Origin of the sequence: Neobacillus sp. (assembly GCF_031988165.1) — a bacterium.
Lineage (GTDB): Bacteria > Bacillota > Bacilli > Bacillales > Cytobacillaceae > Neobacillus > Neobacillus rhizosphaerae.
The window spans coordinates 47,770-74,504 of record NZ_DALZYO010000029.1; the positions used below are offsets into that span (position 1 = coordinate 47,770).

Genomic DNA, 26,735 nt, shown 5'->3' on the forward strand with positions numbered 1-26,735 from the left:
GCGAACAAATAGATACAGATGAAATGCTGCACATTTGAGGTTATTAGACCTCATAGGGCAGGCGCTGAAGCTAAACATAATAAAAAGGGTCTCATCGATTGAGTCCCTTTTTATTATGAACGGTTTTTAGCTGTGGTGATTTTTAGGGTGCGGACAATATTTAACAGCGGGCGATAGTTATGCCCCATCAAGCCAATTTTTTCAGCAATGATTTCAATTAACAAGATAACGATACCAATTAACACTATTGCGCCCCCAAGTCTAGCCTGAGAGTAAATAACAGCTACTAGCCCGAAGAATGCAGCCATTGCGTAAATAATTAAAACGGTTTGCTGGTGAGAATAACCCATGCGCAGCATACAGTGATGCAGATGTGATTTATCAGGTGCCGATAAGGGCTGTTTGTTAACGATTCTTCTAATAATCGCGAAAATAGTGTCGGAAATCGGGACCCCGAGAATGATTACTGGAATGACAAACGAAATAAAGGTTACATTTTTAAAGCCAAGGAGCGATAGGACCGAAATAATGAATCCCAAAAAAAGTGCTCCCGTATCCCCCATAAAAATCTTTGCCGGGTGGAAATTATAGATCAGAAACCCGAGTGTACTAGCGAGCACTATTAATCCAACGGCTACAACATAATAATTTCCCTGAATAATCGCCATCCCTGAAATCGTTATTAAAGCAATCGAAGATACGCCTGCGGCCAAACCGTCAAGGCCGTCAATTAAGTTAATCGCATTGGTGATACCGACAATCCACAGTATCGTAAAAGGAACACTTAAAAAACCAAATTGGAGTTGACCGCCAAATGGCAGGTTAATAAACACCATTTGCAGGTCTCCTAGAAAAACAACCGCACAGGCCGCCGCTAATTGTCCGAGAAGCTTATACTTTGCCGGCAATTCAAATATATCATCAAGAAAGCCCGTGGTGATGATGAGAAGACAGCCAAGCAAAATCGCAAGCGAGGATTGGCTTTCAGGTCTCAATAGGATGATACCAACCATAAAACTAATAAATATCGCTAAGCCTCCAAGCCTTGGCATAATCAACTGATGGACTTTTCGCTGGTTAGGACGGTCGGTTGCACCAATCAGAAAGGCAAATTTCTTTATCAGTGGTGTAATAAGAATGGAGACGACAAAACATACTATCAAGGTAAGATAAAGCATCCAACATCCTCCTTGTTAGTCAGTTTGTCCATTAAAGCCAAAACGAAATCAAAAAAACAATAGTAAAAATCGGAAAATCCATAAAAATATAATGCAATAGAAAAAAGAGGCAATCCCCGAAGGAACTACCTCTTTTTGGACGACGAATTACTTAATCCAAGCTCCGTCTTTACCTAGTTTGTATTTTCCGACTTTAGTGTTAACGGCCATGCTTCCATCATTGTTTAGGAAGTACCATTTACCGCTCACTTGTACCCAGCCTGTTTGCATTGCACCAGATTTTGCAAGGAAATACCATTTGTTATTCACTTTAACCCAACCTGTTTGCATTGCACCGGAACCCTGAAGAAAGTACCAAGTTTTACCGTCTTTAACCCAGCCGGTTAACATTACACCGGATTTATTAAAGAAGTACCACTTGCCATTTACTTGTGCCCAGTTCACTTTCATGTCGCCATTCTTAGCATCTAAGTAGTACCAAGACTTTCCATCTTTTAACCAACCTGTTTGCATAACACCGGATTTATTAAAGAAGTACCACTTGCCATCTACTTGTGCCCAGTTCACTTTCATATCCCCGTTCACTTTGTCAAGGAAATACCACTTGTTATTTTCTTTATACCATCCAGTTTTCTTAGTACCATCTTCATTAAAGAAGTACCATTTGCCATCTTTGTTAACCCAGCCCTTACCAACTTCTGGCTGTTGAACTTGATCTGTTTTTAGAACACGTCCTTCAATTGCTGCACTAAATGGTTTTGATAATGTTTTAAAGTAATCAACAAAAGCATCTAAATCAACAGGGCCCGTTACACGATTTTTACCTGATTTAAGTACGGTAAAGCCATCGCCACCGTCTGCCATAAAGTTGTTAACTGTTATTGTGTAGTCAGCTTTTGGATCAATTTTTTTGCCATTTTCAAGATAAATATCTACAACTTTGCTTCCAAATGGAAGATTATCATTCCAAGTGTATTTAAGACCCGAGATGGCCATAATCTTGTTATAGCTTGGCGGTGCTTGGAATTGCTGATTTAATAATGTTCTTACTTGTTCACCAGTGATTGTCATTGTCACTAAATCGTTACCGAATGGTTGAACCTTGAATAAATCACCCCAAGTGATGATTCCTTTTGGAAGTGGGTTACGTACACCACCGGAATTCATAAAGCCAAATTGAGTTTTCATAATCGTGCGCATACCATCAGCAATCACGTTACCAAGTACTGATTCACCATGTTCATTAGCAGTTTTGCTTAATTCAACCGCAGTTTCTCCTACCGGTTTGCTAACGATTGGTTTGATATCTTCTTGATAGCCGTCAAGCTGAGCTTTGACTTTTGCATCCGGAGTAATCTTAGCATGATCAGTCATTACAATTTCTGCTTGTGAAGCTACGATGTCTTTCGTAACTGGGTCAATAGTTAAATCTACATCAGAGAATGCTTGACCATATGAATAAGCTTGAACTAGTAGTTTTTCCTTTCCAGTTGCATCCTTCACTTTTGCGTTTAAATACGCGTGGTCATGGGCACCAAAGATTACGTCAACTTCAGGATCGACTTTCTTAGCGATATCAACTACATCACCAGTTGCACCCGTTCCGTCAGTTTTTGAAGTACCAGCATTATGGGCAAGAACGACAATAGATTTAATACCTTGATCTTTTAATTCTTTTGTATACTTATTGATAGCGGTAACTTCATCAGTAAATTTAACACCTGCTACACCACTTGGAATAACAATTGTTGGTGTACTTGTTGTGACAACACCGATAAAGCCAATTTTAACGCCATCTACTTCTTTAACGACATATGGTGGTAAAATAGGTTCGTTTGTTTTCTCATCTACTACGTTTGCTGCAGTGTATTTCATATCTGCACCAGTAAATTTTCCATATTTTGCTTCATATTGTTTTGTTTTTTCATGGCTTCCGCCGTAAATTAGACGCTTCATCTCTGTAACGCCTTCATCAAATTCATGGTTACCGATTGTACCAACATCAATGCCAATTTCATTCATAAAACGAATAGTTGGCTCATCCTGTAATAACGCAGATACTGGAGGGCTAGCTCCAACAAGGTCACCTGCTTGAATCATTAGCGTATTAGCTGGATTTGTTGCTTTTCTTTGCTTCATATAAGCAGCTAAGTATTCAATACCACCTACTATTGAAGTAACATTACCATCTTTATCTTTATTCGTTTTCCACGTGTCAAGCTGACCATGGAAATCGTTGATACCTAATAATTGAGCATGAATCTCTTTACCAATTTGATACTTGCCCCATAACTTACCATCGCTGTCTGTTACTGTACCAAGAGATTTCAGATTAGCTGATTGGTCAGCATATGTTTTTGCTTCAGGAGCAGAATTAAATATCATTTGAACTGTATTATTGACAGGAGCAAGCGACCAGTTTTTATCCGCTGATGGGTTAACGGTTCCTTGCGCTTGAATATAGTCCATTAAAACTTGACGACTTTCATCTGGTGAATCAACAACAACTTTACCAATTCCGCCTTTAAGGCCTGGGAAGTTACCGCCCCCGCCTGCACGGTAGTTGTTAGTTGCTACAATAAACTTCTGATTAGGGTCTACAGGAGATCCGTCAGGCATTGTTAACTTAATAATACGATGTGAATCAGGATTGATGACCACACCATCTTTGTTATACTTCGGTGGCTGTGTAATATCAATTTGATACTTAACACCATCAATTACATCAAAATTGTAGGATGGAAAAATATCATTAATGATATTTTGCGGATTTGGATTTTTAGGGTCCACTGTATTAAATTGACCCGCAGCCATTTCCAGCCATTCTCTTACTGTTGCACCATCAACCTCGACTGCTTTTAACGTATTTGGATATAAATACAAGTCATTAGCACTCTTGATGGATAGAGGTCCGGCAGGAATATTCGTATAATACGCAGGGCCACTTCTGCCGCCAGCTTTAAATGGTGCACCTGCTGATAATACAGGGAGATTCTTTAATTCCGGTTTATCAGCAATTTGCTTTTTAACATAATCCATTTGTGCATTGTTAACAATTTGAATAGTTGGATCATCTTGTACTTGTGCAAAATAGCTATACATCGGAGCAGATGTTTGTCCAATTTCGCTACGAACATATTTTAATGTTGCATCATGTTCTGTTTTCACAGCATCCACGATATTTTGATCAGGACCATCGACAGTAGAAACTAACTTTCCATCTTTATCCTTAACCGTTAGTGGTCTTAAAGCTGCTTTAGAGTCAGTCACTTTCCATTTTCCGTCAACTTGTTGTAATTGAAGATCCATTACTCCAAGATTGTTGCCCCAGAAGCCTGCTTCCATTGCCGGAACGTCATTAATATGACCATTTTTATTGTCAATACCAGCTTTATCATTAAATTGGCCGTCACCAGGGAAGTTTACGTGAGCATGTCCGAATAGTAATGCATCAATACCTGCTACTTTTGATAATTCATAAACAGCATTTTCTGCATCTTCTTTTCCTTCAGACGCAATATCACAGCCAGAATGAGCGATCGCAACGATAAGATCTGCGCCCTTTTCTCTCATTTCAGGAATAAACTTTTTAGCAGTTTGGACGATGTCCTTTGCAATTACTTTACCGCCCAAATTATCTTTATCCCACTGCATGATTTGCGGCGGCGCGAAACCAATTACCCCAACCTTGATGGTTTGATCGTTACCTGCTTCATCCTTAACTTTTTTATCAATGATTTTGTAAGGAGTAAAGTAGTTTTTATCTGGTTGGTCTGTATAATAGATGTTAGCGTTTAACATCCCGTCCCGACCAACTCCAGCTTTGTAAGGTGCATTTTTCAAGATTGTTTCTAAGTATTCTAAACCATAGTTGAATTCATGGTTTCCAACAATTCCAGCATCATAGTCTAATTGTTTCATTGCTTTAAAGATCGGATGGACATCATTTTCACCCAAAGGTTTTACCTTAGCAACATAATCAGCAAGCGGATTCCCTTGAACTAAATCCCCTGCATCAAACAACATTGAGTTATCCTTATGTACCTCACTTCGAGCTGCCTCAATTAATTTGGCTGTTCTATCAAGCCCAAACTCAATCGTTGGTTTATCTTGATAGTAATCATAGTCCATCACATTAGAGTGAAGGTCTGTTGTTTCTAAAAGGCGAAATTTTACTGTGTTATCCACTGTTCCCGCTGCTTTTGCAGTGCCTGGAAGAATATTCAACGGAACCACTGAAAGCGCTAACACAGCAGCCAAAGAACTATTAAGTATTCGGCTTTTCATGCTTCTTTTGATATTTCTCTTCACGCTTTGTAACCACCCTTCGACAAAATATTTTTTATTGCAAGATTAATTCTACTAATTTTCATTAGAGATTAATAGTCCTTTTTGTAAAAAAATTGTTAGATTTCTATTAATTTATTTTACTTGATATATTCGCCAAATCTTCTTAATCTTTCGCTATTTTCAACAATATTAATGTAACCAGATCATGGAGATTATCGTCTATTTGGTTGAGGATTTTAGGAAAGGTAGTTTTTGGAGCTATCATTATAGGAAAATTGGTAGTTTTCAATATTCGACACAAAATTTCAATTTACGAAGAGCTTAAAAAGGAGTAAAATGAAAGCTGGTCTTTATCTAATAAAATTGTCAATTAATGATATTTATATAAAAGGAGAAATTATATGTCCGAAATACAACGCTCTCAGCTAGTAAATCGAAAGAAAAAGAGCCGTAAAAAACGCATCTTCATGTGGATATTCCTACCAATATTATTCTTTGCTTTATGTGGTGCAGGATATGCGACCTTTTTATTAAAAAAAGCCGAATCAGTTGTTAATAAATCATATAAACCAGTAAACGCCACTTCAAAACGAACCGCCCAGGTTGACCCCGATATGGACAACATTTCCATCCTTCTTATTGGCGTCGATGCAAGTAAAAGTCGAGAAAAACAGTACGGAGATGCAGTCAGATCTGACGCCTTACTTGTTGCCACTTTAAACAAAAAGGAAAAATCAGTAAAGCTGCTGAGTATTCCTCGTGATTCCTATGTTCATATCCCTGAAAAGGATATTTATACAAAAATTAATCATGCTCATGCCTACGGGGGAGCAAAATTATCGATTGAAACCGTTCAGGAACTACTCGATATTCCGATTGATTATTATGTAAAAGTGAACTTTTATGCCTTCATTGATGTCGTTAATGCCTTAGGTGGAATTGATGTTGATGTCCCTTATGCGATTTCAGAAAAAGATTCTGAAGATCACCATAATGCCATTCGCTTAAAACCGGGTTTCCAAACATTAAAGGGTGAGCAGGCACTTGCTCTTGCCAGAACGCGCCATCAGGATACAGATGTTATGCGTGGCATGAGACAGCAGGAAATTATTAAAGCGATATTTAAAAAGGCTCTGTCTGTTCAATCCTTTTCAAAACATGCAAACATGATTGAAGCGGTTGGAGACAATATGGAAACGAATATGTCGTTCAACGATATGAAATCTTTGATTGATTATGGACTCGCCGGCAGTGGCTTAACCATTGACACGCTAAACCTTAAAGGTGAAGATACCTATATTAATAAAATTTACTATTATAAGCTTGACAAACAAAGTCTTGAAGAAAACAAATCAATTCTAAAAGCACATCTTGGTACCGATTCAACTACTACTAACACTGGCAGCAACGCTGCACATGCTAATACCGGTAGTAATGAAAATTCATCCACAAACACTAACTAAAAGACAGGAGCCGCAGCACTTTACGTGATGCGGCTTTTTTATATTTGCTTTAGGGTGTCAGGCACCCTTTGCAACGGAAATGGAGTTAAAAAGAGCCTGACCGCTGTGGGTCAAGCTCTAGTTCTTCATTATATTATCTATTCCGTTCTGTTGTGACGAGCAAAGTGCGCATCATTTTGATTAATGGACGGTAATTCTTCCCGACAAGCCCAATCATTTCAGCAAACAATTCAATCATGATCAAGAGGATCACGATGAAGAAAAAGCCACCAAGGAGCTTTGCTTGTGAAAAGATGATAGCCGCAAGTCCAAAGAAGGCTGCCATCGCATATATCATCAAGACTGTCTGGCGATGAGTAAATCCAAGTCTGAGCAGGCAGTGATGCAGGTGCGATTTATCTGGTGCCGATAATGGTTTTTTATTGACAATTCGACGAATAATCGCAAAGAATGTGTCAGAAATCGGTACACCGAGAATAATAACCGGTACGATAAAGGAAATCATGGTAACGTTCTTAAAGCCTAGAAGTGAAAGTACGGAAATCATATAGCCTAAGAATAACGCACCCGTATCCCCCATAAAGATCTTTGCCGGGTGGAAATTATAAAGCAAAAATCCAAGCGTACTTGCTAACACGATGGAAGCCACAGCTGTAACGAAATCATCCCCCATGATAATTGCCATTCCAGAGATGGTAATTAATGCGATGGAAGATACTCCAGCAGCAAGGCCGTCAAGTCCGTCGATTAGGTTGATGGCATTTGTAATCCCCACAATCCAAATAATAGTTAATGGGATACTTAAATAGCCGAATTCAATTTGGCCTCCGAAGGGCAGGTTGATAAATTGAACATGGACGCCGCCCCAAATGACAACAACGGCAGCCGCTGCGATCTGAGCGATTAATTTTATTTTTGCTGAAAGCTCTACCATATCATCTAGTATTCCGGTGATAATAATGATAATACTTCCAACGATGATTGGCAGCGCATTGGGGTCTTCAGGGCGAAGAACCAGCATACCGATAATAAAGCTTAAATATATCGCAAGTCCGCCAAGGCGGGGCATGATTTTCTGATGAACTTTTCTATGATTGGGTTTATCTGTTGCCCCAATTTTAAAGGCGAGTTTTTTTACTAATGGAGTAAGCAGAATTGAACTAATAAAGCATAAAATCAGGGTGATGTAAATCATTGTAATCCTCCCTCATATTTTTCTTGCCACTTTCTTTCTATTAATCAGGCAAGATAGGGATATGAACTATTAGGTTTATTTGTTAAAAAATACTATTTTTATAGATTTAAAAAACGTATTTGCCCATATGGATTATAACACATGTGTTTTTTTTAGCAAATAGAAATCCTTGGCTTATAATCATTGAAACAATAATGTTATCAAACTGTTACTAAATTAGCTATAAACAAGAAACAATCATAGGTTCAGCTTCAAATCCAAACATGAAGAAGGATTAATTATGAACAATTATCCCAACATAATAAAGGTGGTATGAGTGTAGTCCAGCTTCACTTTATACGTCGTGAAAAATGTGTATATTTTTCACGCATATTGGATAAACTGATTCGTTTTTGCGTTACTCTGCCCTTTTACCAAACAAAACATCAATATACTAATTAGCGAATGACCCTCGGTTTTTTGGGGGTAGCTGTCATTCGCTAATTGCATTAATATACCCTTATGTAAAAGGATGGTAATCTTTCTTCGCTAATTGCTTTAAATAATCGACCAATGAGTGACGAATATCTTCTCTCTCCAATGCAAATTCAATGGTAGCCTGAAGGAATCCAAATTTGTCTCCGACATCATATCGAATTCCATCGAACGCATAGGCTAAAACCTTTTCGTTGGCTGCCATTTTCCGAAGGGCATCTGTTAACTGAATTTCACCGCCATAGCCAATTTCTACTTTTTCCAAATACGAGAATATTTCTGGATTTAAAATGTATCTGCCCATGATGGCAAAATTTGACGGGGCATTTTCTCTTGGCTTTTCAATCATATCCCTTACTTCGACAATTTTACCTGACACACCTTCATTACTAGGAGCAATTACCCCATATTTATGCAGGTCCTCATCGGGCATTATTTTCGTCCCTATGACACTGCAACCAAATTGTTCATGGACATCAATTAATTGTTTTAGACATGGAACATCACTTTTTACAATATCATCGCCTAATAGTACAGCAAATGGCTCGTTTCCAATAAACCTGCTGGCACATTGTACAGCATGCCCAAGTCCTAATGGTTTTTTTTGTCTTATATAATGGATATTTACCATGGTGGAAATCTCTTTAACCATGCTCAAAAGGTCTTGTTTATCTTTTTCGGCTAACTCAAGTTCCAGTTCAATCGAAAAATCAAAATGATCCTCTATCGCTCGCTTATTTCTCCCGGTTACAATAATAATGTCTTCGATACCAGAGGCAACCGCCTCTTCCACAATATATTGAATCGTTGGCTTATCAACGATGGGAAGCATTTCTTTAGGCTGTGCCTTAGTTGCTGGAAGAAATCTTGTTCCCAAACCAGCCGCAGGAATTACCGCTTTTCTAATCGACATGGCTACCACTCCTTTGATATCCTTTAAAAATTCCAATTAATAATGGCTTTACTTTTTCAACTTCATACATTTCTGCTGTTTCTAAGGCAGCTTTTTGCATCTGAACCTTTTTACTCTCATCCAGTGCAAAAAATTGAATCATCTTTTGTTTAAGGTCTTCATCATTACCGACATCAAACAGAAAACCATTTTCCCCATCCTGAATATAGTCTAATAATCCGCCTATTTTACTGCCAATTACAGGAACACCGCAGGCCATAGCTTCAAGACCAACCAATCCTAAGCTTTCACCTTTACGGGTAGTTGGAAAACAAAATACTTCAAGGCAATTATAGATTTGGCTCAACTTTTCCTGTGGCAAGAGAGGAAAATAAACAATGTCGTTCTGTAAATTACATTCAGCTACCATTGCTTCATAATCCTTTTGTTGACTTCCTTTACCAACTACAATTAACTTCCATCCCTCGAATTGACCCAATTCTTTCATCTTTTTTACGGCTGATAGAACAATTTCCCACCCTTTTCCGACATCTAAGCGACCGACAAAACCAAGATATTTGTAATCGGCACTCAAATTCATGTCAGCAAACACATTCAGGCGATCTTCTTTTTTATGAAAAATATTCTTATTTACCCCACCTGAAGGAAAAACCTTTATTTTAGTATCTTTAACCTGGTATTTTTCCGCCACTAGTTTTTTGTAGTAATTTGATGGTGTAATAATGATGGTAGACAGATGTAATAGTTTTTTTACATATGGTTGATATTTTTCCTGAGATTTAACCTCTGGGACAACATCACTGCCATGAACATTGGTAAAAATTTTACAATTTCGTTTCAATTTTTTTAAAATGATCAACGGAAAGGCATTATGTGAAGCGTAATGCACATAAATTGCATCATAACCACCCATGATTCCTTTTGTTATTATTTTCAAGTAATAAAATATGTATGAAAATAATTTGCTCGCTTTATTATGACTTTTATAAAGAACAGCTTTATCTACTGTCCAACCTTCACTTTTTAGGATTTCTTCTGTATTTTTCACGAATATTCCGTAATTCGGATATTCCTTATCCGGATACATATTTGAAATTAAAAGGATTTTCATGTAAAACCTCATTTCTCTATTGTGTAAAACCTTTATGTCCAGATTCACTTTTTATGCTAACCAAGAAAATTGACGATAGTTATCATGAAAAGTTACAAATATGGGGCTTTACTAGCCGATAGTTAGGATATTAAAATTAAATTCAGAAAAGGCCACGGGAGAGGATCCCAGGCCTTCTATCTTTTTAGACAAACTTATGGATTACTTACACTTTTACTCTTCTGATAGGCAATGGCAAACAGAAGATAGAAGTACATCATAAATGAGTCATTTTCCAAAATGTTATAAACGGAACTACCGACAATAAGGGCTACAAAGAAATAAATAAGTAACGGACCATAGACCTTATCTCTATTTTTCATGATGGTAGATAATAAGAAAAATCCAACCATAAATATTGAAAGAATTCCAAGGATACCTGTTTCTGCAAGAATTAAAATGTACTGGTTATCTGAATAGAAGTTTCTATCAATATGATACTTTTCGTAAACGGGAGAGGAATAAGTAAGGGTTGCTGCTCCTCCAAAGGTCCCAAACCCTGTACCGATAATTGGATGGTCTTTAAAAATCTCAATAGCCTTTTTCACATAATAGATACGTCCACTTGTGCTGCTTTGTCCAATCGTTTCTTCTCCAAAAGCATTTTTATACCGATCGATTCCATTATCTTTATCCTTCCCTTGCGCATACGAGTCGCCGTCCTCAGATAAATAATGTTCGTAATACACGTCAGAAGCTTGGTTAACCCCGATAAAGAGACCCATGGAAATAAACGAAATCAGAACTAGAGGTATTAGCTGCTTCATTTGACGTTTGCCGACGGTGTCTATTAGCTGCTTCCATTGACGCTGCTTCCATTGAATTTTGCTGGCGATATATACAATCAAAAAGGCGAAGAGCGTGAGCAGTGTTCCACGTGAATAGGTCAGTAAAATTGTTGTCCCGATTAACGTCAGACCAGCATAAACAGCATAACGAAGTTTCCCCTGAATATGTTTAAGCATATATAAAGTGATAAAGAAGGCGATTAATAAATACAAGGATAGTTCGTTTGGTCCCTTGATTAATCCATATACCCTAATTCTATTCGTGGGAGATAAAACCCATTCCTGCCACTCTTGTGGCATTAAAAGCGTTTTACTTGAGATTTTTTCAATTATTCCTTGAAATGATACGACAATAGCGACAAAGAAAGTAATAATCGAGCCTTTCCATATCGTTTGATTCGTTAATTCCATTCGTTTAACCACATAATAGATCACATAAAACAGAAAATAGGCCCGTAGTTGAAAAATAATTGCCTTTATTGACACATCTGTTATTAATGCACCAACCACACCGATTATGGCAAAAGAGAAAAAGGCCCATTCAAAAGGTTGGAAGCTGAACAGTTTTTTAATATCCTTGCGATAGTCAAAAATCGTTCTGATTAACAGTAAGCCTATAATGGCATCCCCGATAATTTTGAATCCTGGATTAACCGTAATTAAAAAAGGGCGAACTGGAATAAATACAAGTAGAAAAAATAAACCTGTTTCTTTTTTAAAAAAAGAACATATTGCAATCAGTAAGGAAATCAGCAAGGCAATTTTGGTATTGCCTATCACAAGTCCAGCGATAACGGCTAATATTCCTAGTAATAGTATTGAAAATTCACTTTGAAGTAATTTCATTGATTTGTACTCCTATATTCTAAATTAATGCTTATAAATTGCAGTTGTTTCTTCAATCATTTTTACAAGGGTAAAATGCTCATCAAAGTATTTCCTTCCGTACTTTGACAGCTTTTGAACTAGTTCGTGATTGGTAAGCACGCTATGAAGAACATTTGCCAGCTCTTCTCGGTTGCCATATTCGACAAGTACTCCGGTTTCCCCAGGCTTAATAACCTCGGGAAGTCCACCGACATTCGTAGCAACCACTACCCGGCTATAGGACAAAGCCTCCATCGCCACATAGGATAATGCCTCATTACTTGATGGCACAACAACGATGTCACTGTTTAGGTATAGCATTTCCTTATTTGTGGAAAAACCTTTAAACTGAACAAAATCTCTTAAGTTAAGGTGTTGCACTAAAGAAACCAGTTCTTCCTGCTGCGGACCTTCACCGTAAATAAGACATTCCCACTTAAGACTCGGATGTTGGCTTCTTAGATCTGCTAAGCTGTTAATAAGAAAGTCTTGGCCCTTTTCTTCGCGCAGGCGGCCCACTACGGTAATAACAGGAACTTCTCTTAAGCTTGTTAATGGATGTGAATCAGCCGGACCTTCGACACCATTATAAATTAAGGTTAGCTTATTCAGTGAAACTCCCTTTTTCGCTAGCTGCTGATGCATAAAATTCGAAACGGTAATGACTTTATGATTGAAAGACGTCATCATTTTATTGAGACTCCTTATCGCCTTCCCCATCGGCACATCGACATGATAAGTCCAAATGACCTTGCAGCGTGCGCCCATGATTTTAGCGAGAATCGCCAAGTAGTTTTCCCTTAAAAATTGCGCATGAACAACCTCAACTTTTTCAGCTTGAATAATCCGTTTTATTTGCTTTGCAGCGTTAAAATCAAATGGACCGTTCATATTTACTTGATACATTTTAACCTTTGCATGGATAAAATCCTCAAGACCAGGACCTTCTTCTGAATAAATAAAGACACAATTCTCCGGTCCTACCGCATGAATTAAATCTAAGACGTACTTTTCAGTACCGCCTTTGCCAACGAAATTTAGTAAATAAAGAATTTTCGTCAATAGAAACCCCTCTGTAAAAAAGATATCGATTCAATTTTAACAAATCAAAATAATGTTATCGTTTATCCAAAGTATTATCAAGTCTTTTTGCCTTTTTCCAGCGGAAATCAATCACTCTCTGAAAAACACCAAAAGGAGCAGCATAAGCTCTCCTTTTGTTATTGTTTTATTCAGCTTTAGCTTTTAGAGTAAATAAGGGTTAAAATTCGTACATTGCTCCTGTTAAATTAGAGTCATTGTAAAGGAAAAGTACGATATCAATCTTATTATCTTTGATATATTGAGCAACCGATGTTTTATGGTAATGTCTAATATCTAAGACCGATGTTTTATTAAAATGCTCAGCAATAAACGGTTGAATGGGGTTGGCATAGGAATCTTTAAGAACTAAAAGATGTAGGTCATTTCCAGTGTTTTGATATTCATAGTTAATTTCAGCCAAATCCCATGTGAATAAATCTCCGTATAATACTTCCTTTTTATTAAAACCTGCCCCATAAATTTGATTTATATTAGTCAGTGCATCCCCAGTACCTGTTTGGACTGTTACTTTTCCTGTTTTAGGATTAAAAACCGGGTCATAATAACATATTTTTTCCTCATTTGTATCAATTAAACTGTAGAGTCTTAGATTTAGGGTGCCAACAAAAGAAGATTTATGATTACAAACTAAGCTTAAGTTTTCTTTATTAACTGGTTTTGCCTTAAATTGCTTGGAGGCGGCACTCATCTGCTTGATGATTTCTTGATAACCAGCAAATGCACCCTCTATGTTCCAATGGTGGTCTGTTTTAAAATACATCGATTTTAATTGTGGCTCTGAATAGTTTTGTTTGAAATACTGATAGAGATTGATTCCATGGTATGAACTTGGCAAGTGACTCATGAAATATTTTTGATTTTGTACACCAAGTTGCTCATTAATATAAGAAGGATAGATATCCTTAAGGATATTCATTTTGTAAGGTGCAGCGGCAAAATAAAATTCAACCCCTGTTCCTTTGAATGTATCCGCTAAATTATTTAGATTGGATAAAGACTTATCCATTTCTTTCTTTACATTTTCAGTTGACGGATTATATAAGAGCCAATTATCTTTTGCTACCACAATATTATTAATAATGGTCTTGTTCAGAAAGAGTTGTTCCTCCGTGTAGACCTTGATAATTTCGTCGCGGCCCGCTAATTGGTCTGAGAAATAGGTTTCGAAATTTTTAAAGTATTCACCTGAAAGAAACGACTGCTTGGTGAGATCGGGCCGCTGGGCAAGTGTTCTATTTTCAATACTAGAAATATTACGGTCCTGCTTAAGAAAAGAAATTGTCCCAACACTAAAAATGATGCCTAAGAAGACTAGTGTGAACAAGATATTATTGAATTTTTTCATGAGATTCCTTCCCTTTTCCCTAGAATCGGAAATATATAAATGGATTAAAGGTTGAGTTTACCATATGAACAATATTGACGATTAATAGGAATAGGAGTATTCCCGAAACAATCAGCTGGTTAGAAAATTGCAAGAAAGAGTTCGAAACCAATTTGTTTACTTTTCTAACAATAAACGGCATTATCGGTGTACTAATAATCATCGCCAAAAGGATAACCGCCCCATAATCGTATAAATAATAAATGGACAACTTATCATAAAGTGGCTGCTGATTCACTCCGAACATAGTTTTGATAAAGTCAAATGAATAGGAGAAATTATCCGCTCTAAAGAAGACCCACCCAATAAGGAAAATAAGGATGACATAAGCATGTCTTATCGGTGTCCACAGCTTTTCTAAAAATCCCCCCAGCCAAGCCCTTTCCAGCGCAATGATAATGCCGTAGTACAGCCCCCAGGCAATGAACGTCCAACTGGCGCCGTGCCATAGCCCTGTCAGCCCCCAAACGATAAATAAGTTTCGGTAGCTTTTAAATTTTGAAACACGGCTGCCTCCAAGCGGGATATAGACATAGTCCCGAAACCATGTACTTAAAGAGATATGCCATCTCCGCCAAAATTCACCGATTGATTTTGAGATGTAGGGATAGTTAAAGTTCTTTGAAAAATCAAAGCCGAACATTTTCCCCAAACCAATCGCCATATCCGAATAACCGGAGAAATCAAAATAGATTTGCAAGGAATAGGCAATTATGCCAATCCATGCGAGCAATACGCTCATTTCTGAGGTAGGTTTGTTAAAAATGGCATCAGCGACGAAACCGACTTGGTTAGCAATTAATACCTTTTTTGATAACCCAAGAATAAAAATTCGAATTCCTTCTGAGAACTTTTCAATATCGACAAATCGCTTCTTAATTTGAGCTGCGATCTCATTATAGCGGACAATTGGTCCAGCAATTAATTGTGGAAAGAGAGCAACATATAATGCCAAATCAAAGGGATTCTTTTGAACTTCCCCTGGTTGTCGATAAACATCGATAACATACGACATGGCTTGAAACGTAAAAAAGGAAATTCCAATTGGTAATACCACTGGATCCATGTGGATATTAGTCGAAAGCAATTCATTGATATTGTTGATTAAGAAATTTATGTACTTATAGTAGCCTAAGACGAGCAGGTTAGTTAGGATGGCTGCCCCAAGAATAATTTTATTTAGGCTTTTATGATTGCGAAAGGAATGGACAAGTAAACCGAAAATATAGTTGAGAATAATAGAAAATATCATAACCACAACATATTTGGGCTCACCCCATGCATAAAAAACCAAACTAAATCCTAACAGCAGGTAGTTTCGTAATTCATTGCGGACGAGATAATATGTAACCAACACTAAAGGTAGGAAAATAAACAAAAAAACAAGATTACTAAAGACCAAGTTGCTTTCCCTCTTTCCAATCGTAAGATATGTCGAAATAATAGTAGCAAAAAATGAAGAGAAAAAGAATAGAAAATAAAAAAACGTCTGAAAACAGACGTCAATCACCCACTTTTTACCTTCGCTTTTAAGAGAAAGATTTTTTTCACAAGTCCAAGTGCCACCTTATCCCGGCACAACATCAAAATTACTGAATAGACCACGATACCCACACATACTTTTAGCAAAATCGTTAGCAGCAGCGAAAGATGGAAAAACAAGGGGGCTTCATATGAGACAATGGCCATAGCGATGGAAGCGAGCAAATACAACACGAAGGCCTTCATGGGATAAGATTTTTGCTTAAGAACATTCTTCAAGAACCTCAATTGAATGACCAGTATCAGTCCTTCAGTAACGGTCGTCGCAATCGCTGCTCCCGCTGCACCAAAGCGAGGAATTAACGCAAGGTTGAGGATGAAGTTCAAACAAGCGCCAATGACGATTGGCAGCGTATATTCTTTATTTTTCTTCATCGGTACTAAATACCACGAACCGAAAATAACCCCTAACGATTTAAAAATAATAATCGGAGCCATCATCATTGCAATAGTACCGCTTGGTTGAAATTTATCCCCCAAAAACCACAGCACAAAATCCTTTGAAATCACGAAAAATCCAAACGTAATCGGTAGGACAAGAAAAATCGTTAAGGTTACTCCGTTACGAAGCACCTCCATCAGTTTTTCAAACCTTTTTTCAGTAATTAAGGAAGAGGTTCGCGGCAGCATGACGACACCTGAAATGTTAATTAGTGACGAAATCATATACACAATTTTGTAAGCCTGCTCATAAAAACCAACCTGATCTGTCGTGGACATGATTCCAAGCATCGTTTTATCGAGGACGGAATAAATCATCGCCGAAAAGCTAGGAATAAATAAGATTAACATCTGCTTAAAATGTCGCTTGAATTCTGTGTTTTGCCATACTAGGCGGACATACTGATTCAGGCGGTAAAAGAGGGCAGCATTACCGATAATGACGGCGGCACCCATGATTATCGTGTATAACACAAGGTCATTCTCATCTTTTACAAAAACAAACACGCTCCCAAAGCCCAAAAGCTTCAGGGTAATATTTCGTGTAACCACCTTCTTGAATTTTTCTAGTCCCTGAAAAAGCCAGGTAATATCAAAAAAGGCACCAATAAGGTTTAATGACTGCCAATAAAAAACAGCGTCACCTTTCCAAACGAGCGGCACACAAATGAAATAAATCACCGTTGCGATGGCCAATAAGCCGGTTCGAATTAGAAAAATCTCGCTAAAGGAACGGGATAACTGCTTAGAATCTGATTTTACATTGGCGATTTCCCTGATTGCATACAAATTAGATCCGAGAAGGAACACATTAATGAACAGTGTTGTGTATGAAAAGCTATAGCTGTAGTGACCAACACCATGCGGCCCGAGTACCCTTGAAATATACGGGATAGTTAAAAATGGAAGCCCCATCAGAACAAATTGCTGCAGGAGGACATAAAGGAAATTCTTTTTTAAAGTAGACATATTTGAAACCTCAGCTCTTTTGAAATAACAATATTTACAATAGAAGAGTTTCCTTAACTTTAACTTAATTTCAATATTGTTCATTTTTTGAACATATTAATATTACATGTATATTCGGGTTCTGTAAATGAAAATCGTCGTTCAACTCTAGGTATTAGTATTCTTCATTTTTTATTTTTAACAACTAAGAAAAGCGCAAACACTCTAGTCATTAGGGTGCTTACGCTAGACAATTCTCAAAGTTCAATGTAATAAATTCTTACACTACAAAAAGACTGCTTAAAATAAGCAGCCCGAAAACCGTTGATTACTTTTTCAAAAACTTGCCCTTCACTTTCGAAGTAAACAGTGTCACAATTTCGTCCTTTGTCGCCAGTAGGAGCAGTAAATATATTAGGCCACAGGCAACTACGATTAAGATAAAGAGCAGCAGCGTGCCACTAAAAACCGAACGAATCGCCCACGATACAGGAATAAAGGGTAACGAAAATACGAGATATTTTAAATTTGTCCATGAAAATAACTGGAAGGGTATTTTAAGATATTTTCGAATGTAGATGTACTCACAGGCAATTAGCAACACATTTGCAGCCGCCGTTGTGAGAATAGCTGTTTTTGCATCCAGTACGCCAAAATATAGACAGAGAGAATTCAATGCCAGGTTAGCAATCCCACAAATGAAAATCATCCGGACCAAGATATTCTCTTTCTTTTTAATATAAATAACTTGATTAGAGAGAATGGATTCAAAACCAATCGTAATCATATAGAGAGCGAAAATGGATAAAACCGGCCCAGCAGGGATATATTCCGCTTTACCATATAGAATGACCGCAATATCAGCGATGACATAAAGCCCGATGGCAGCAGGAAACAGAAGCGCTGAATACACTTTTGCGATTTTCTTAAGCAAATCTAAATACTGTTCGTCGTTTTCCCCACCGATTAAATACGATAGCCTTGGAATGGTAACCTGAATAATACTAAGCATCAGGGCATTAATCATCGTCGCAATTTGCTGAGCCATCGTATAATAAGCCACCGATTTTTCACTGACGAATTCTCCGAGCATAAAACGGTCAAGCTGGGTATACAGAACGTTTCCGTTAGAAAAAATAACCACGAGAAGCAGCGGCTTAAGGTGCGGAGCAAATTGAATGTTAGAGAAGTCTAGTTTTACTCTTCTTTTCACATAAATAAAACTGATAATATTATTCAAACCCGTTGAAAGAGCGAGTAGACCAATAAAGATCAGATAGTTATCAGCGCTTTTTACAAACGTGAGCAATAAAATCACATAGATGATTTTAACAATGACCGTCTTAATCGTGATAAACCCATAATCCTCATAGGCTTCATTGACCCATTCGACAAAGAAAATATTTAGTAGAAAGTTAGTTGAATAAACCATTAATACCGGAAATAAAGCCTTGGTGCCATAACCAAAATAGGAAACGGCCAAATAAGCAAACAGAGTCACAAAGTTAGTCAGAAGGCTAAGTGTAAATAAGCTTGTAAATAGCTGATTGACCTTTTGTTTATCCGTTTTTATTCGGCTAACCTCGCGCAGTCCATATTGATAAATACCAAAGGCAGCAAAAATAAAGAAGTAGTTAAAAATCGTTTCCCCGGTCTTTACTCTGCCGATAGCAGTATGACCTAATGTTTGATAAACATAGGCCCCAATGATAACAGGAACGATGAGATTAAAGAAGTTTAAGGTAATTTTATAAATAGCATTCTTTACAAGCGATTTTTGCATAATAACAATCCTTTAATCTAAAAGTAAGGTCCTGTCACTTGGAGACAGCACCAATCAGAAAAGCTCCAGCACCTGGACGCTGGAGCTAGGCTTTATCAAAATTTATATATATTCCTTTACAATAACCGGCTTATCAATCCGCTCAATATTGTCAGGTGATTCCCCGGAAACCCAGTTTTCATTTATTTGCATATAGGATGGACCGTAGTTATCGATCAAATACTCATGATAGTTTGTTGGAATTTTGAAGGACTCCCCTTTAAATTCATAATCCATTAACCCGGAAAAATGAGAAGTGACAGTGGAAGTGAAATAACCTTTGGCAATTTGATGGTCTGGACGATTTTCGAATTCCATTTTTGTACCTATCTCACTGAAATAACACCAGACGGTATCCTCGGTTTTATTCCAATAATAAAAGACATCGATATGTAAGCCGTTAAAATGAAACGCCTGCTCGAATATCTTTCCGTCCATTTCGTACTGCTTGTAAAGCTTTACGCCTTTTTTGGCAAGGACCTTAACGAGCTCAGCCTTCTTCTTGTCGTCAAAATCGAAGCAGCCAATATCAAGGTCTTTATCATGGCCGATAAAATCCTTTTCTCTTACTGCCCCAAGCAGTGTCCCATAATCAAGCCAGAATTCCTCACCGATTTCCGCAAAGGCTTCCTTCATATGTTTCAAGGTTTGCAGGCCGTGAACATGGACCATATCCTTCTGTTTTTGATATTGAGCTTTGTCATATTTTCTTTTTACTTTTATTAACATCGAATTATTTTTGGCAAGACCGTAGAATTTGCTCGCTCGCAATTGTTTAATTAGGTTATCAATAACCATAGCCATATTCTTCCTCCTTCTTTCCTGTAATAATAGCCTCTCCCTTTATTGTTTGAGAAAGGCCAGGTAAAGAGTTATTTTTTCATCGTTTTTAATAAGAATTTCGGCAAAATTAACTGCCGCTTCCAGCGCCACGGCTCTTTCATCAAACGGTAAAACCATTCAAGGCCAAGTGATTGGAAAACTTCTGGTGCTCGTTTGAGATTGCCTGATATTACATCATAGGAACCGCCAACCCCCTGAAAAACAAAGGGAGTCACTTGATTCATGTGATTGACAATCCAATATTCCTGGGCTGGACTTCCTAATGCAACAAACATAATCTCCGGTTGATGCTGATTAATCGTATCAACGATTACCTGTTCATCTTTTTCATAACCATGTAAGGTACCGACAATTTGGATGCCCGGGATTTGTTTTTCAAGTTCCGTCTTCGCCGCATCGGCTACTCCCGGCTTTCCACCATACAAAAAGATTCGTTTCCCTTGCTCTGCAGCAGTTTTACAGAGCTTTAGCATCATATCAATCCCGGTCACACGGCTTTTCACCTTGCCGCCTTTTAGCTTCGAGGCTAAAATAACGCCAATTCCATCTGGAATCTGGTAATCGGCACGATTCAAGAGCGTTCTGAGTGCCTCATCCTCTTGTGCCTTCATGATTTTTTCCGGATTGATGGCCACGATAAACGATTTCTTCTTGTGTTCGATATCCTGCATTAATAACAAGGCGAGCTGGTCGTAATCATAATCACAAACATCAACGCCGAGAAAGTTTTCTTTCATAATGTACCACCTGATTTTATTTAGGCTTCTCACGTGAAACTAACTGTGGCAAAGCATTTTTGCCGCAGTTAGTTGCTTATTTAACTATTTTTAGAATCCCCTAACACTCGTAGATCAAAACCTGCTTTGACCCAAGATTCACGCGGGAGGCAATTTTTTGTATCGAGAACAATTTTTGAACGAACAAGATTGGCGGTCTGCTTTGGATCGAGAATCTTAAATTCGTCGTGCTCAGTTAAAATGAGAACAATATCCGCATTTTTCAATGTTTCTTCCAGCTCTAGTGATTGCTGAGGTAATTTCTTTTCATGAATATGTGGATCAAAAGCAGTTAGCTCAAGATTCAGCTCATTTAAATGGTGAACGACCTCAACAGATGGACTTTCTCGCATATCATCAATGTTAGCTTTAAAGGACAAGCCCAAAACAGCCACTTTTGGATTTTTAATTTGATGCTGTTCCGCAATGGCTTTAACTTTATTAGCCACATAAAGCGGCATCGAATCATTTGTTTGACGGGCAAGATGAATAATTTTTGCATTTTCCGGATCCTGCTCGACGAGGAACCATGGGTCGACTGCGATACAGTGACCGCCAACACCCGGACCTGGAAGGTGAATATTGACGCGTGGGTGATGGTTGGCCAGCTTGATTGCCTCCCACACGTTAACACCCATATTTTCACTGACCCGTGCCAGCTCGTTGGCAAAGGCAATGTTCACATCACGGAACGTGTTTTCAATAACCTTAACCATTTCAGCGGTTGTCGCATCCGTTATGAAAATTTCCCCTTTAACAAAGGCACGGTAAAGGTCTCTCGTTTTTTCTGAGGATTCTTCGTTAATGCCGCCGACGATCCGACTATTATTAACAAGTTCTTCAAAGACGCGCCCAGGAATAACGCGTTCAGGTGAGTGGGAAACGAGCAATTCTGTCCCTATTTCAAGTCCACTTTCTTTTAATATTGGAATCATAATATCCTCAACAGTACGAGGTGGAACTGTCGACTCCAAAATGACTAAGTTGCCTTTTTCAAGATAAGGTACAATCGACTTTGTGGCCGCTTCAACATATTTCATATCAGCGGTTTTATCCGAATTGATTGGTGATGGAACCGCGATAATAAAGATATCTGCTGTTTCCGGAGTAGTTGAAACCGTTAAATTTCCGCTATCAATCGCAGCATTAAGCCGCTCTTGTAGTCCGTTTTCTTCAATATGAAGCTGTTTATGTTGAATTTTTTCAACGGCCGCAGCATTTACGTCCACACCATGAACATGCAGGCCATTATTGGCAAACATAACAGATGTTGGGAGACCGATATAACCAAGACCAATGACACAAATTTTATTCATCACGAAACTTCCTTTCCAACCATACTTTAAATGACAATAATCTTATATTATTCTTTGACGATAATATCTACCCATCAATGAATGACGATTAATTTTTTACAACTAATTGTAACAAAAAAAAGAATGAAAAGAAACTCTGAGCCGCAAATGGTGTCGAATTTCCAGCCTTTTTGCTCTGTAGTTCACGTAAATGTTAAAGTTTTTTAGACCTACTATTGCAATCTACCAACCATCCAGATTATGACTTGGCTAAGGAAATGGTTCCAGCAGCATGGAAATCTATTTAATGGCTCGATTTATTAAGCATAATAAAAAGCGAAACCGTCATGAATGTTTCGCTTTCAACATTTTTCCTTATTGAATCCAGGCACCATTACTATCCAATGCATAATCGCCGATTGTTGTATCTTTTGCCATTGTTCCATCATTATAAAAGAAGTACCATTTCTCTCCTGAATAAACCCAGCCCGTGAGCATTGCACCATTCGAGTTTAAGTAATACCAATTATCGCCATCTAGCAACCAGCCTTTTTTCATCGCACCGTCTGTTTCTGCTAAGTAGTACCATTGGCTATTATCTTTAAGCCAGCCCGTTTGCTTTACAGAATTTTTATAATAGTACCAAGTACCGCCAGATAGAACCCAGCCGTTATTGTAGTTACCGATTCGCTTCGAGCCAATGTACGTGTTCTTGTAGTAAGCTTCTGATAAAGAACTAATTTTTACACCTGTAGAAGTAGATGCATGTACGAACTTGTCACCGCCTAAAGAGATACCTACATGTGAAGCTCCAGCCTTATATGTACTAAAGAATACTAAATCACCTTTAACTAAATTGCCTTTTGAAACAGCTTGTCCTTGTGAAAATTGATCTGCTGCTGTCCGAGGCAAGGAAATTCCCGCTTGCTTATATGTATAACTAGTAAACCCAGAACAATCAAATCCATTTGGAGTTGTTCCTCCCCATTCATACGGAACACCCAAATAATCAAGAGCTATATTCGTAACCGTATCTCCCATTGATGCTGCTTCTGTTTTATGTCCACCGATTAATCCGCTCAAGAGTAAAGAACATGATAGTAAACCACTGATGACTAGCTTTTTCATGATGACCTCCTTGTTTCTTCTTCTCTCTCTTTTGTTAATACTAGTATCTCATAGAAGTTACTAGATTTAATTTACAGTTATTTTTTAATAGTATTACAGGAATGTTTCAAAAATTGATCTTTTTCGACTTTTTTTGGATTTTTTTTAATAAAATGTTGAAAGAACAGGAAAATAGCCTGTTTTTTTGTGACTTTAAAGCTATTGAATTTATCAATAGGGTATCTAAAAGTGGTGAATCATGTCGAATTTTCTGTAAATTACTAGGTGGTTTTTCGACTCTTTTCCGCCTCATCTTGCTTCATTACTATTTTAAAATAGAAAAGGAACCACCCTTAGCCGTTCATAAGGGTGATTCCTTTTTGATTAATTAGATCATTGCACCGCTTTTTCCTAATCGGTACTTGCCAATAGTTGTGTTGGCTGCCATATGACCATCGCTGTATAGGTAATACCACTTGCCGCTGACCAATACCCAGCCGGTTTGCATCGTACCACTTTTGTTCATGTAGTACCACTTGCCCCCAGCGGAAACCCAGCCCGTCTTCATGGCACCATTTCCATCAAGAAAGTACCATTTGCCGCCCGTGCTTATCCAGCCTGTCTTCATGACACCACCATTATCGAGATAGTACCACTTACCTCCTGAATACAACCAGCCGGTTTGCATAACCCCAGACTGGTTGAGGTAATACCATTTGCCGCCCGCTTGCAGCCAGCCCGTTTTGAGGGTCCAATCTTGATTGTAATAGTACCATTTACCATCTAAATTTTTCCAGCCGGTATTTGCGGTGAAAGCGGTAAATTCCTTGGCAATTTGAGCAATTTTGCTTGCCCATGCCTCATCGGATGAGTATTGATGATAGTTGGAATTAAATCTCATATTATCAAGGGTCGGCTGTTTATAGGGGTCTAAGGAATCCTTCATTAACGTATCCCTATTTACATACATTTGATTGATAAATATCGCCCCAGCAACAATTCCGCTGCTTTTTGAAAAATAATCATAGGCACTCGTTAGAGGTTGAAGATCATTTGCATTGATACCATAGTAATTATATTTATTTGCAACAATCCCCGAGGTACCCCACTTTGTCTCTAATCCTGAATGTGCTACAAGATAAATGGCATTTAAGCCTGTTTTGTTTTGTGCTTCAATATAGGATGAACCCATTCCCGTCATTAACGTATTTGTCCATTTTGTTTTGTAGTTAATGAACTGGTTAATGGCTTTATCCGATACGTTAGAAGTTGTGTTCAAGGGTGTGAAAATAGAAATACTATTTGTGGTCGTTCCTTCTTTTCCAAATTCATATGGGATGACATCGCTGCCGCCGTTAATGGACATAAACTGTTCTTTTTCAAGATACCAGTTGTAAATCCAGCCTTGTTTCTTGGGTTCATCTACGGTTTCAATCTTGTAATATTTTGTGTCAGGGGTTACCTCTAGGACATAAACCTTGGTGTTGTCCGGAATTGAACCGATAACTGGCTTTGACCCATCTGAGGAGTCCCGAAGATTTCTCCCCTTTTTCACAAGCCAGGTTTGATTTTTGATATCGCTGTTCAAGTAGGCTCTATGAACCCAGCCCTCTCGTCCATCTTCCATGCGGATTTTTGCTGCATAGTCTTTTTCGCTTAGAATGGTTACTTTGTCGTTATAGGATAATTCGGCATACCGCGTATAACTTGAACTTAAATGAATTTGATGGTCTGAAAGCTCTTCGAAATTCCGATAGACCGGCAGCTTGATCGCAGTTACAATCATATTCGGTTGTTCGGCCGCCTCTGCCTGTTTCAATGATGCGCCATTAAAAATCCCGAGTAATAATACAAACATTAAGAAACTACCAATTACTCTATTTTTCATACGTTTCTCCTCTCAATCGTATATCTTGTATTCTATTAATAAGATTATCATAGATTCCAATTTATTTCCTATAAATAGTTTGGATATTTGTCAAGAAATGTTAAAAAATGTACATACATTTGGTCTACTAAGTCAGAATCTTTTTGTAAAATTAACTTAGAGTTATGAAGGGAAGTGGAATATGTTTAAAAAGCATCGGACTGAATCATTAAAATTAAAGCTGTTTAGATTTTTAAACACCCGAATGGAATTATCGTCAAAAGATAAGCAGTACTATTTAAATCTTGAAAAGGGCTTTGAAGGGGAAGCGATGTTTGATTTATTGACCAAAAAGCTTCAGACTGATTGTTTGATATTAAACGATTTATTGCTTGAGGTTAACAACTCAAAGTTCCAAATTGATACCCTCATTATATCTCAGAAAACCATATCCCTTTTCGATGTAAAAAATTATGATGACGATTTTTATTACGAATTAGGGAATTTCTACTCGAAATCTAAATCAGAAATTAAGAATCCGCTAGACCAATTAAAACGATGTGAATCCCTGCTTCGCCAAATGCTCCAATATCATGATTTCAAATTACCTATTGAGCCATGGGTGGTTTTTATCAACCCCGAGTTTACCCTATATCAAGCACCTCAAAACATGCCTATTATCTTTCCGACACAGATTAATCGTTTTTTGAAAAAATTAGACAGGATGCCATCCACGCTAACTGGGAGACACATAAAGCTTGCTGACAAACTAGTTGCGATGCATCAAATTGAATCACCATATCCCCAGTTACCCCCATATGCCTATGATCAACTGCAGAAGGGAATCACCTGTTCAATGTGCCACTCATTTTCGATTTCTGTTGGAGAAAAGAATATAGTTTGTGATGAATGTGGGCGCGAGGAAAAGGTCGAATCTGCTGTTTTACGGAGTGTGGAGGAGTTAAAGCTTCTTTTTCCAGATTGGAAAATAACCACTAAGGTGGTTCAGGAGTGGTGTAAGGTGATTGAATCAAAAAAAACAATCCGAAAGATATTAAAACGTAATTTTAGAGCTATGGGTTATGGACAATGGTCTTGTTACGAGTGAATTGTAGTTTTTTATTAAAGTACAAACTTTAAACTAATTTCAATTTTGGGTAATTCCTAAGTGCGTCGCCAAGTGTGTCGACTGGTGACCACTTTTTCGTTTTTTCCTCGATTTCGGTCACCAATGGTCTTCATTGGGTACCACTTTTTCGTTTTTTCCTCGATTCCGGTCACCAATAGC

Annotated in this window: 18 protein-coding genes; 2 read left to right on the forward strand and 16 right to left on the reverse strand. The window is 37.9% G+C overall.

The window, feature by feature from the left end; genetic code table 11:
• Positions 1–113 precede the first annotated feature (113 nt).
• Both RTR43_RS17235 and RTR43_RS17240 read right to left on the reverse strand, forming a co-directional pair.
• A complete protein-coding gene (locus RTR43_RS17235; protein ID WP_312473457.1) occupies positions 114–1,178 on the reverse strand; it encodes a glycosyltransferase family 4 protein in 1,065 nt (354 codons plus the stop codon).
• Between the two features lie 147 nt (positions 1,179–1,325).
• The gene (locus tag RTR43_RS17240; RefSeq protein WP_312473458.1) at positions 1,326–5,489 is read right to left on the reverse strand and encodes a bifunctional 2',3'-cyclic-nucleotide 2'-phosphodiesterase/3'-nucleotidase; all 4,164 of its coding nucleotides are present in this window, start codon (positions 5,487–5,489) and stop codon (positions 1,326–1,328) included.
• 380 nt (positions 5,490–5,869) lie between these two features.
• On the opposite strand from RTR43_RS17240, the gene RTR43_RS17245 reads away from it, so the two are divergent.
• The gene (locus RTR43_RS17245; RefSeq protein ID WP_312473459.1) at positions 5,870–6,931 is read left to right on the forward strand and encodes an LCP family protein; all 1,062 of its coding nucleotides are present in this window, start codon (positions 5,870–5,872) and stop codon (positions 6,929–6,931) included.
• A 133-nt stretch (positions 6,932–7,064) separates the two neighbouring features.
• On the opposite strand, the gene RTR43_RS17250 is transcribed toward RTR43_RS17245, so the two are convergent.
• The 14 genes from RTR43_RS17250 to RTR43_RS17315 form a co-directional block, all read right to left on the reverse strand.
• A complete protein-coding gene (locus RTR43_RS17250) occupies positions 7,065–8,126 on the reverse strand; it encodes a glycosyltransferase family 4 protein (RefSeq protein ID WP_312473460.1) in 1,062 nt (353 codons plus the stop codon).
• 499 nt (positions 8,127–8,625) lie between these two features.
• Positions 8,626–9,513 carry a UTP--glucose-1-phosphate uridylyltransferase GalU gene (gene galU / locus RTR43_RS17255; RefSeq protein WP_312473461.1) on the reverse strand — a complete coding sequence of 296 codons (888 nt, stop codon included), beginning with the start codon at positions 9,511–9,513 and terminating at the stop codon, positions 8,626–8,628.
• Entirely contained in the window at positions 9,503–10,624 is a 1,122-nt protein-coding gene (locus RTR43_RS17260; RefSeq protein ID WP_312473462.1) for a glycosyltransferase family 4 protein, read from the reverse strand. Before RTR43_RS17260 ends, galU begins: the two co-directional genes overlap by 11 nt.
• Before the next feature lie 194 nt (positions 10,625–10,818).
• Positions 10,819–12,297 (reverse strand): O-antigen ligase family protein, encoded by a 1,479-nt coding sequence (locus RTR43_RS17265; protein WP_312473463.1) that lies wholly within the window; start codon positions 12,295–12,297, stop codon positions 10,819–10,821.
• 24 nt (positions 12,298–12,321) lie between these two features.
• Positions 12,322–13,380 (reverse strand): glycosyltransferase family 4 protein, encoded by a 1,059-nt coding sequence (locus tag RTR43_RS17270; RefSeq protein ID WP_312473464.1) that lies wholly within the window; start codon positions 13,378–13,380, stop codon positions 12,322–12,324.
• 199 nt (positions 13,381–13,579) lie between these two features.
• On the reverse strand, positions 13,580–14,767 hold the full coding sequence (locus tag RTR43_RS17275) for an alginate O-acetyltransferase AlgX-related protein (protein ID WP_312473465.1): 1,188 nt from the start codon (positions 14,765–14,767) through the stop codon (positions 13,580–13,582).
• Between the two features lie 19 nt (positions 14,768–14,786).
• Positions 14,787–16,208, reverse strand: coding sequence for an MBOAT family O-acyltransferase (locus tag RTR43_RS17280; RefSeq protein WP_312473466.1), 1,422 nt, complete (start codon positions 16,206–16,208; stop codon positions 14,787–14,789).
• 104 nt (positions 16,209–16,312) lie between these two features.
• Positions 16,313–17,758, reverse strand: coding sequence for a flippase (locus RTR43_RS17285; RefSeq protein WP_312473467.1), 1,446 nt, complete (start codon positions 17,756–17,758; stop codon positions 16,313–16,315).
• Between the two features lie 307 nt (positions 17,759–18,065).
• On the reverse strand, positions 18,066–19,520 hold the full coding sequence (locus RTR43_RS17290; RefSeq protein WP_312473468.1) for an oligosaccharide flippase family protein: 1,455 nt from the start codon (positions 19,518–19,520) through the stop codon (positions 18,066–18,068).
• Between the two features lie 102 nt (positions 19,521–19,622).
• Positions 19,623–20,363: a LicD family protein gene (locus tag RTR43_RS17295; protein WP_312473469.1), complete on the reverse strand. Its 741-nt coding sequence runs from the start codon at positions 20,361–20,363 to the stop codon at positions 19,623–19,625.
• Positions 20,364–20,431: 68 nt separating this feature from the next.
• Positions 20,432–21,139, reverse strand: a complete 708-nt coding sequence (locus RTR43_RS17300) for a WecB/TagA/CpsF family glycosyltransferase (protein WP_312473470.1) — start codon at positions 21,137–21,139, stop codon at positions 20,432–20,434.
• An 80-nt stretch (positions 21,140–21,219) separates the two neighbouring features.
• Positions 21,220–22,497, reverse strand: coding sequence for a nucleotide sugar dehydrogenase (locus RTR43_RS17305; protein ID WP_312473471.1), 1,278 nt, complete (start codon positions 22,495–22,497; stop codon positions 21,220–21,222).
• Positions 22,498–22,848: 351 nt separating this feature from the next.
• Positions 22,849–23,601, reverse strand: a complete 753-nt coding sequence (locus RTR43_RS17310; protein WP_312473472.1) for a C40 family peptidase — start codon at positions 23,599–23,601, stop codon at positions 22,849–22,851.
• Between the two features lie 367 nt (positions 23,602–23,968).
• Complete coding sequence (locus RTR43_RS17315; RefSeq protein ID WP_312473473.1) at positions 23,969–25,468, reverse strand: glucosaminidase domain-containing protein; 1,500 nt, start codon at positions 25,466–25,468, stop codon at positions 23,969–23,971.
• A 181-nt stretch (positions 25,469–25,649) separates the two neighbouring features.
• Between RTR43_RS17315 and RTR43_RS17320 the strand changes: the two genes are divergently transcribed.
• A complete protein-coding gene (locus RTR43_RS17320) occupies positions 25,650–26,555 on the forward strand; it encodes a nuclease-related domain-containing protein (protein ID WP_312473474.1) in 906 nt (301 codons plus the stop codon).
• The last annotated feature ends 180 nt before the right edge of the window (positions 26,556–26,735 follow it).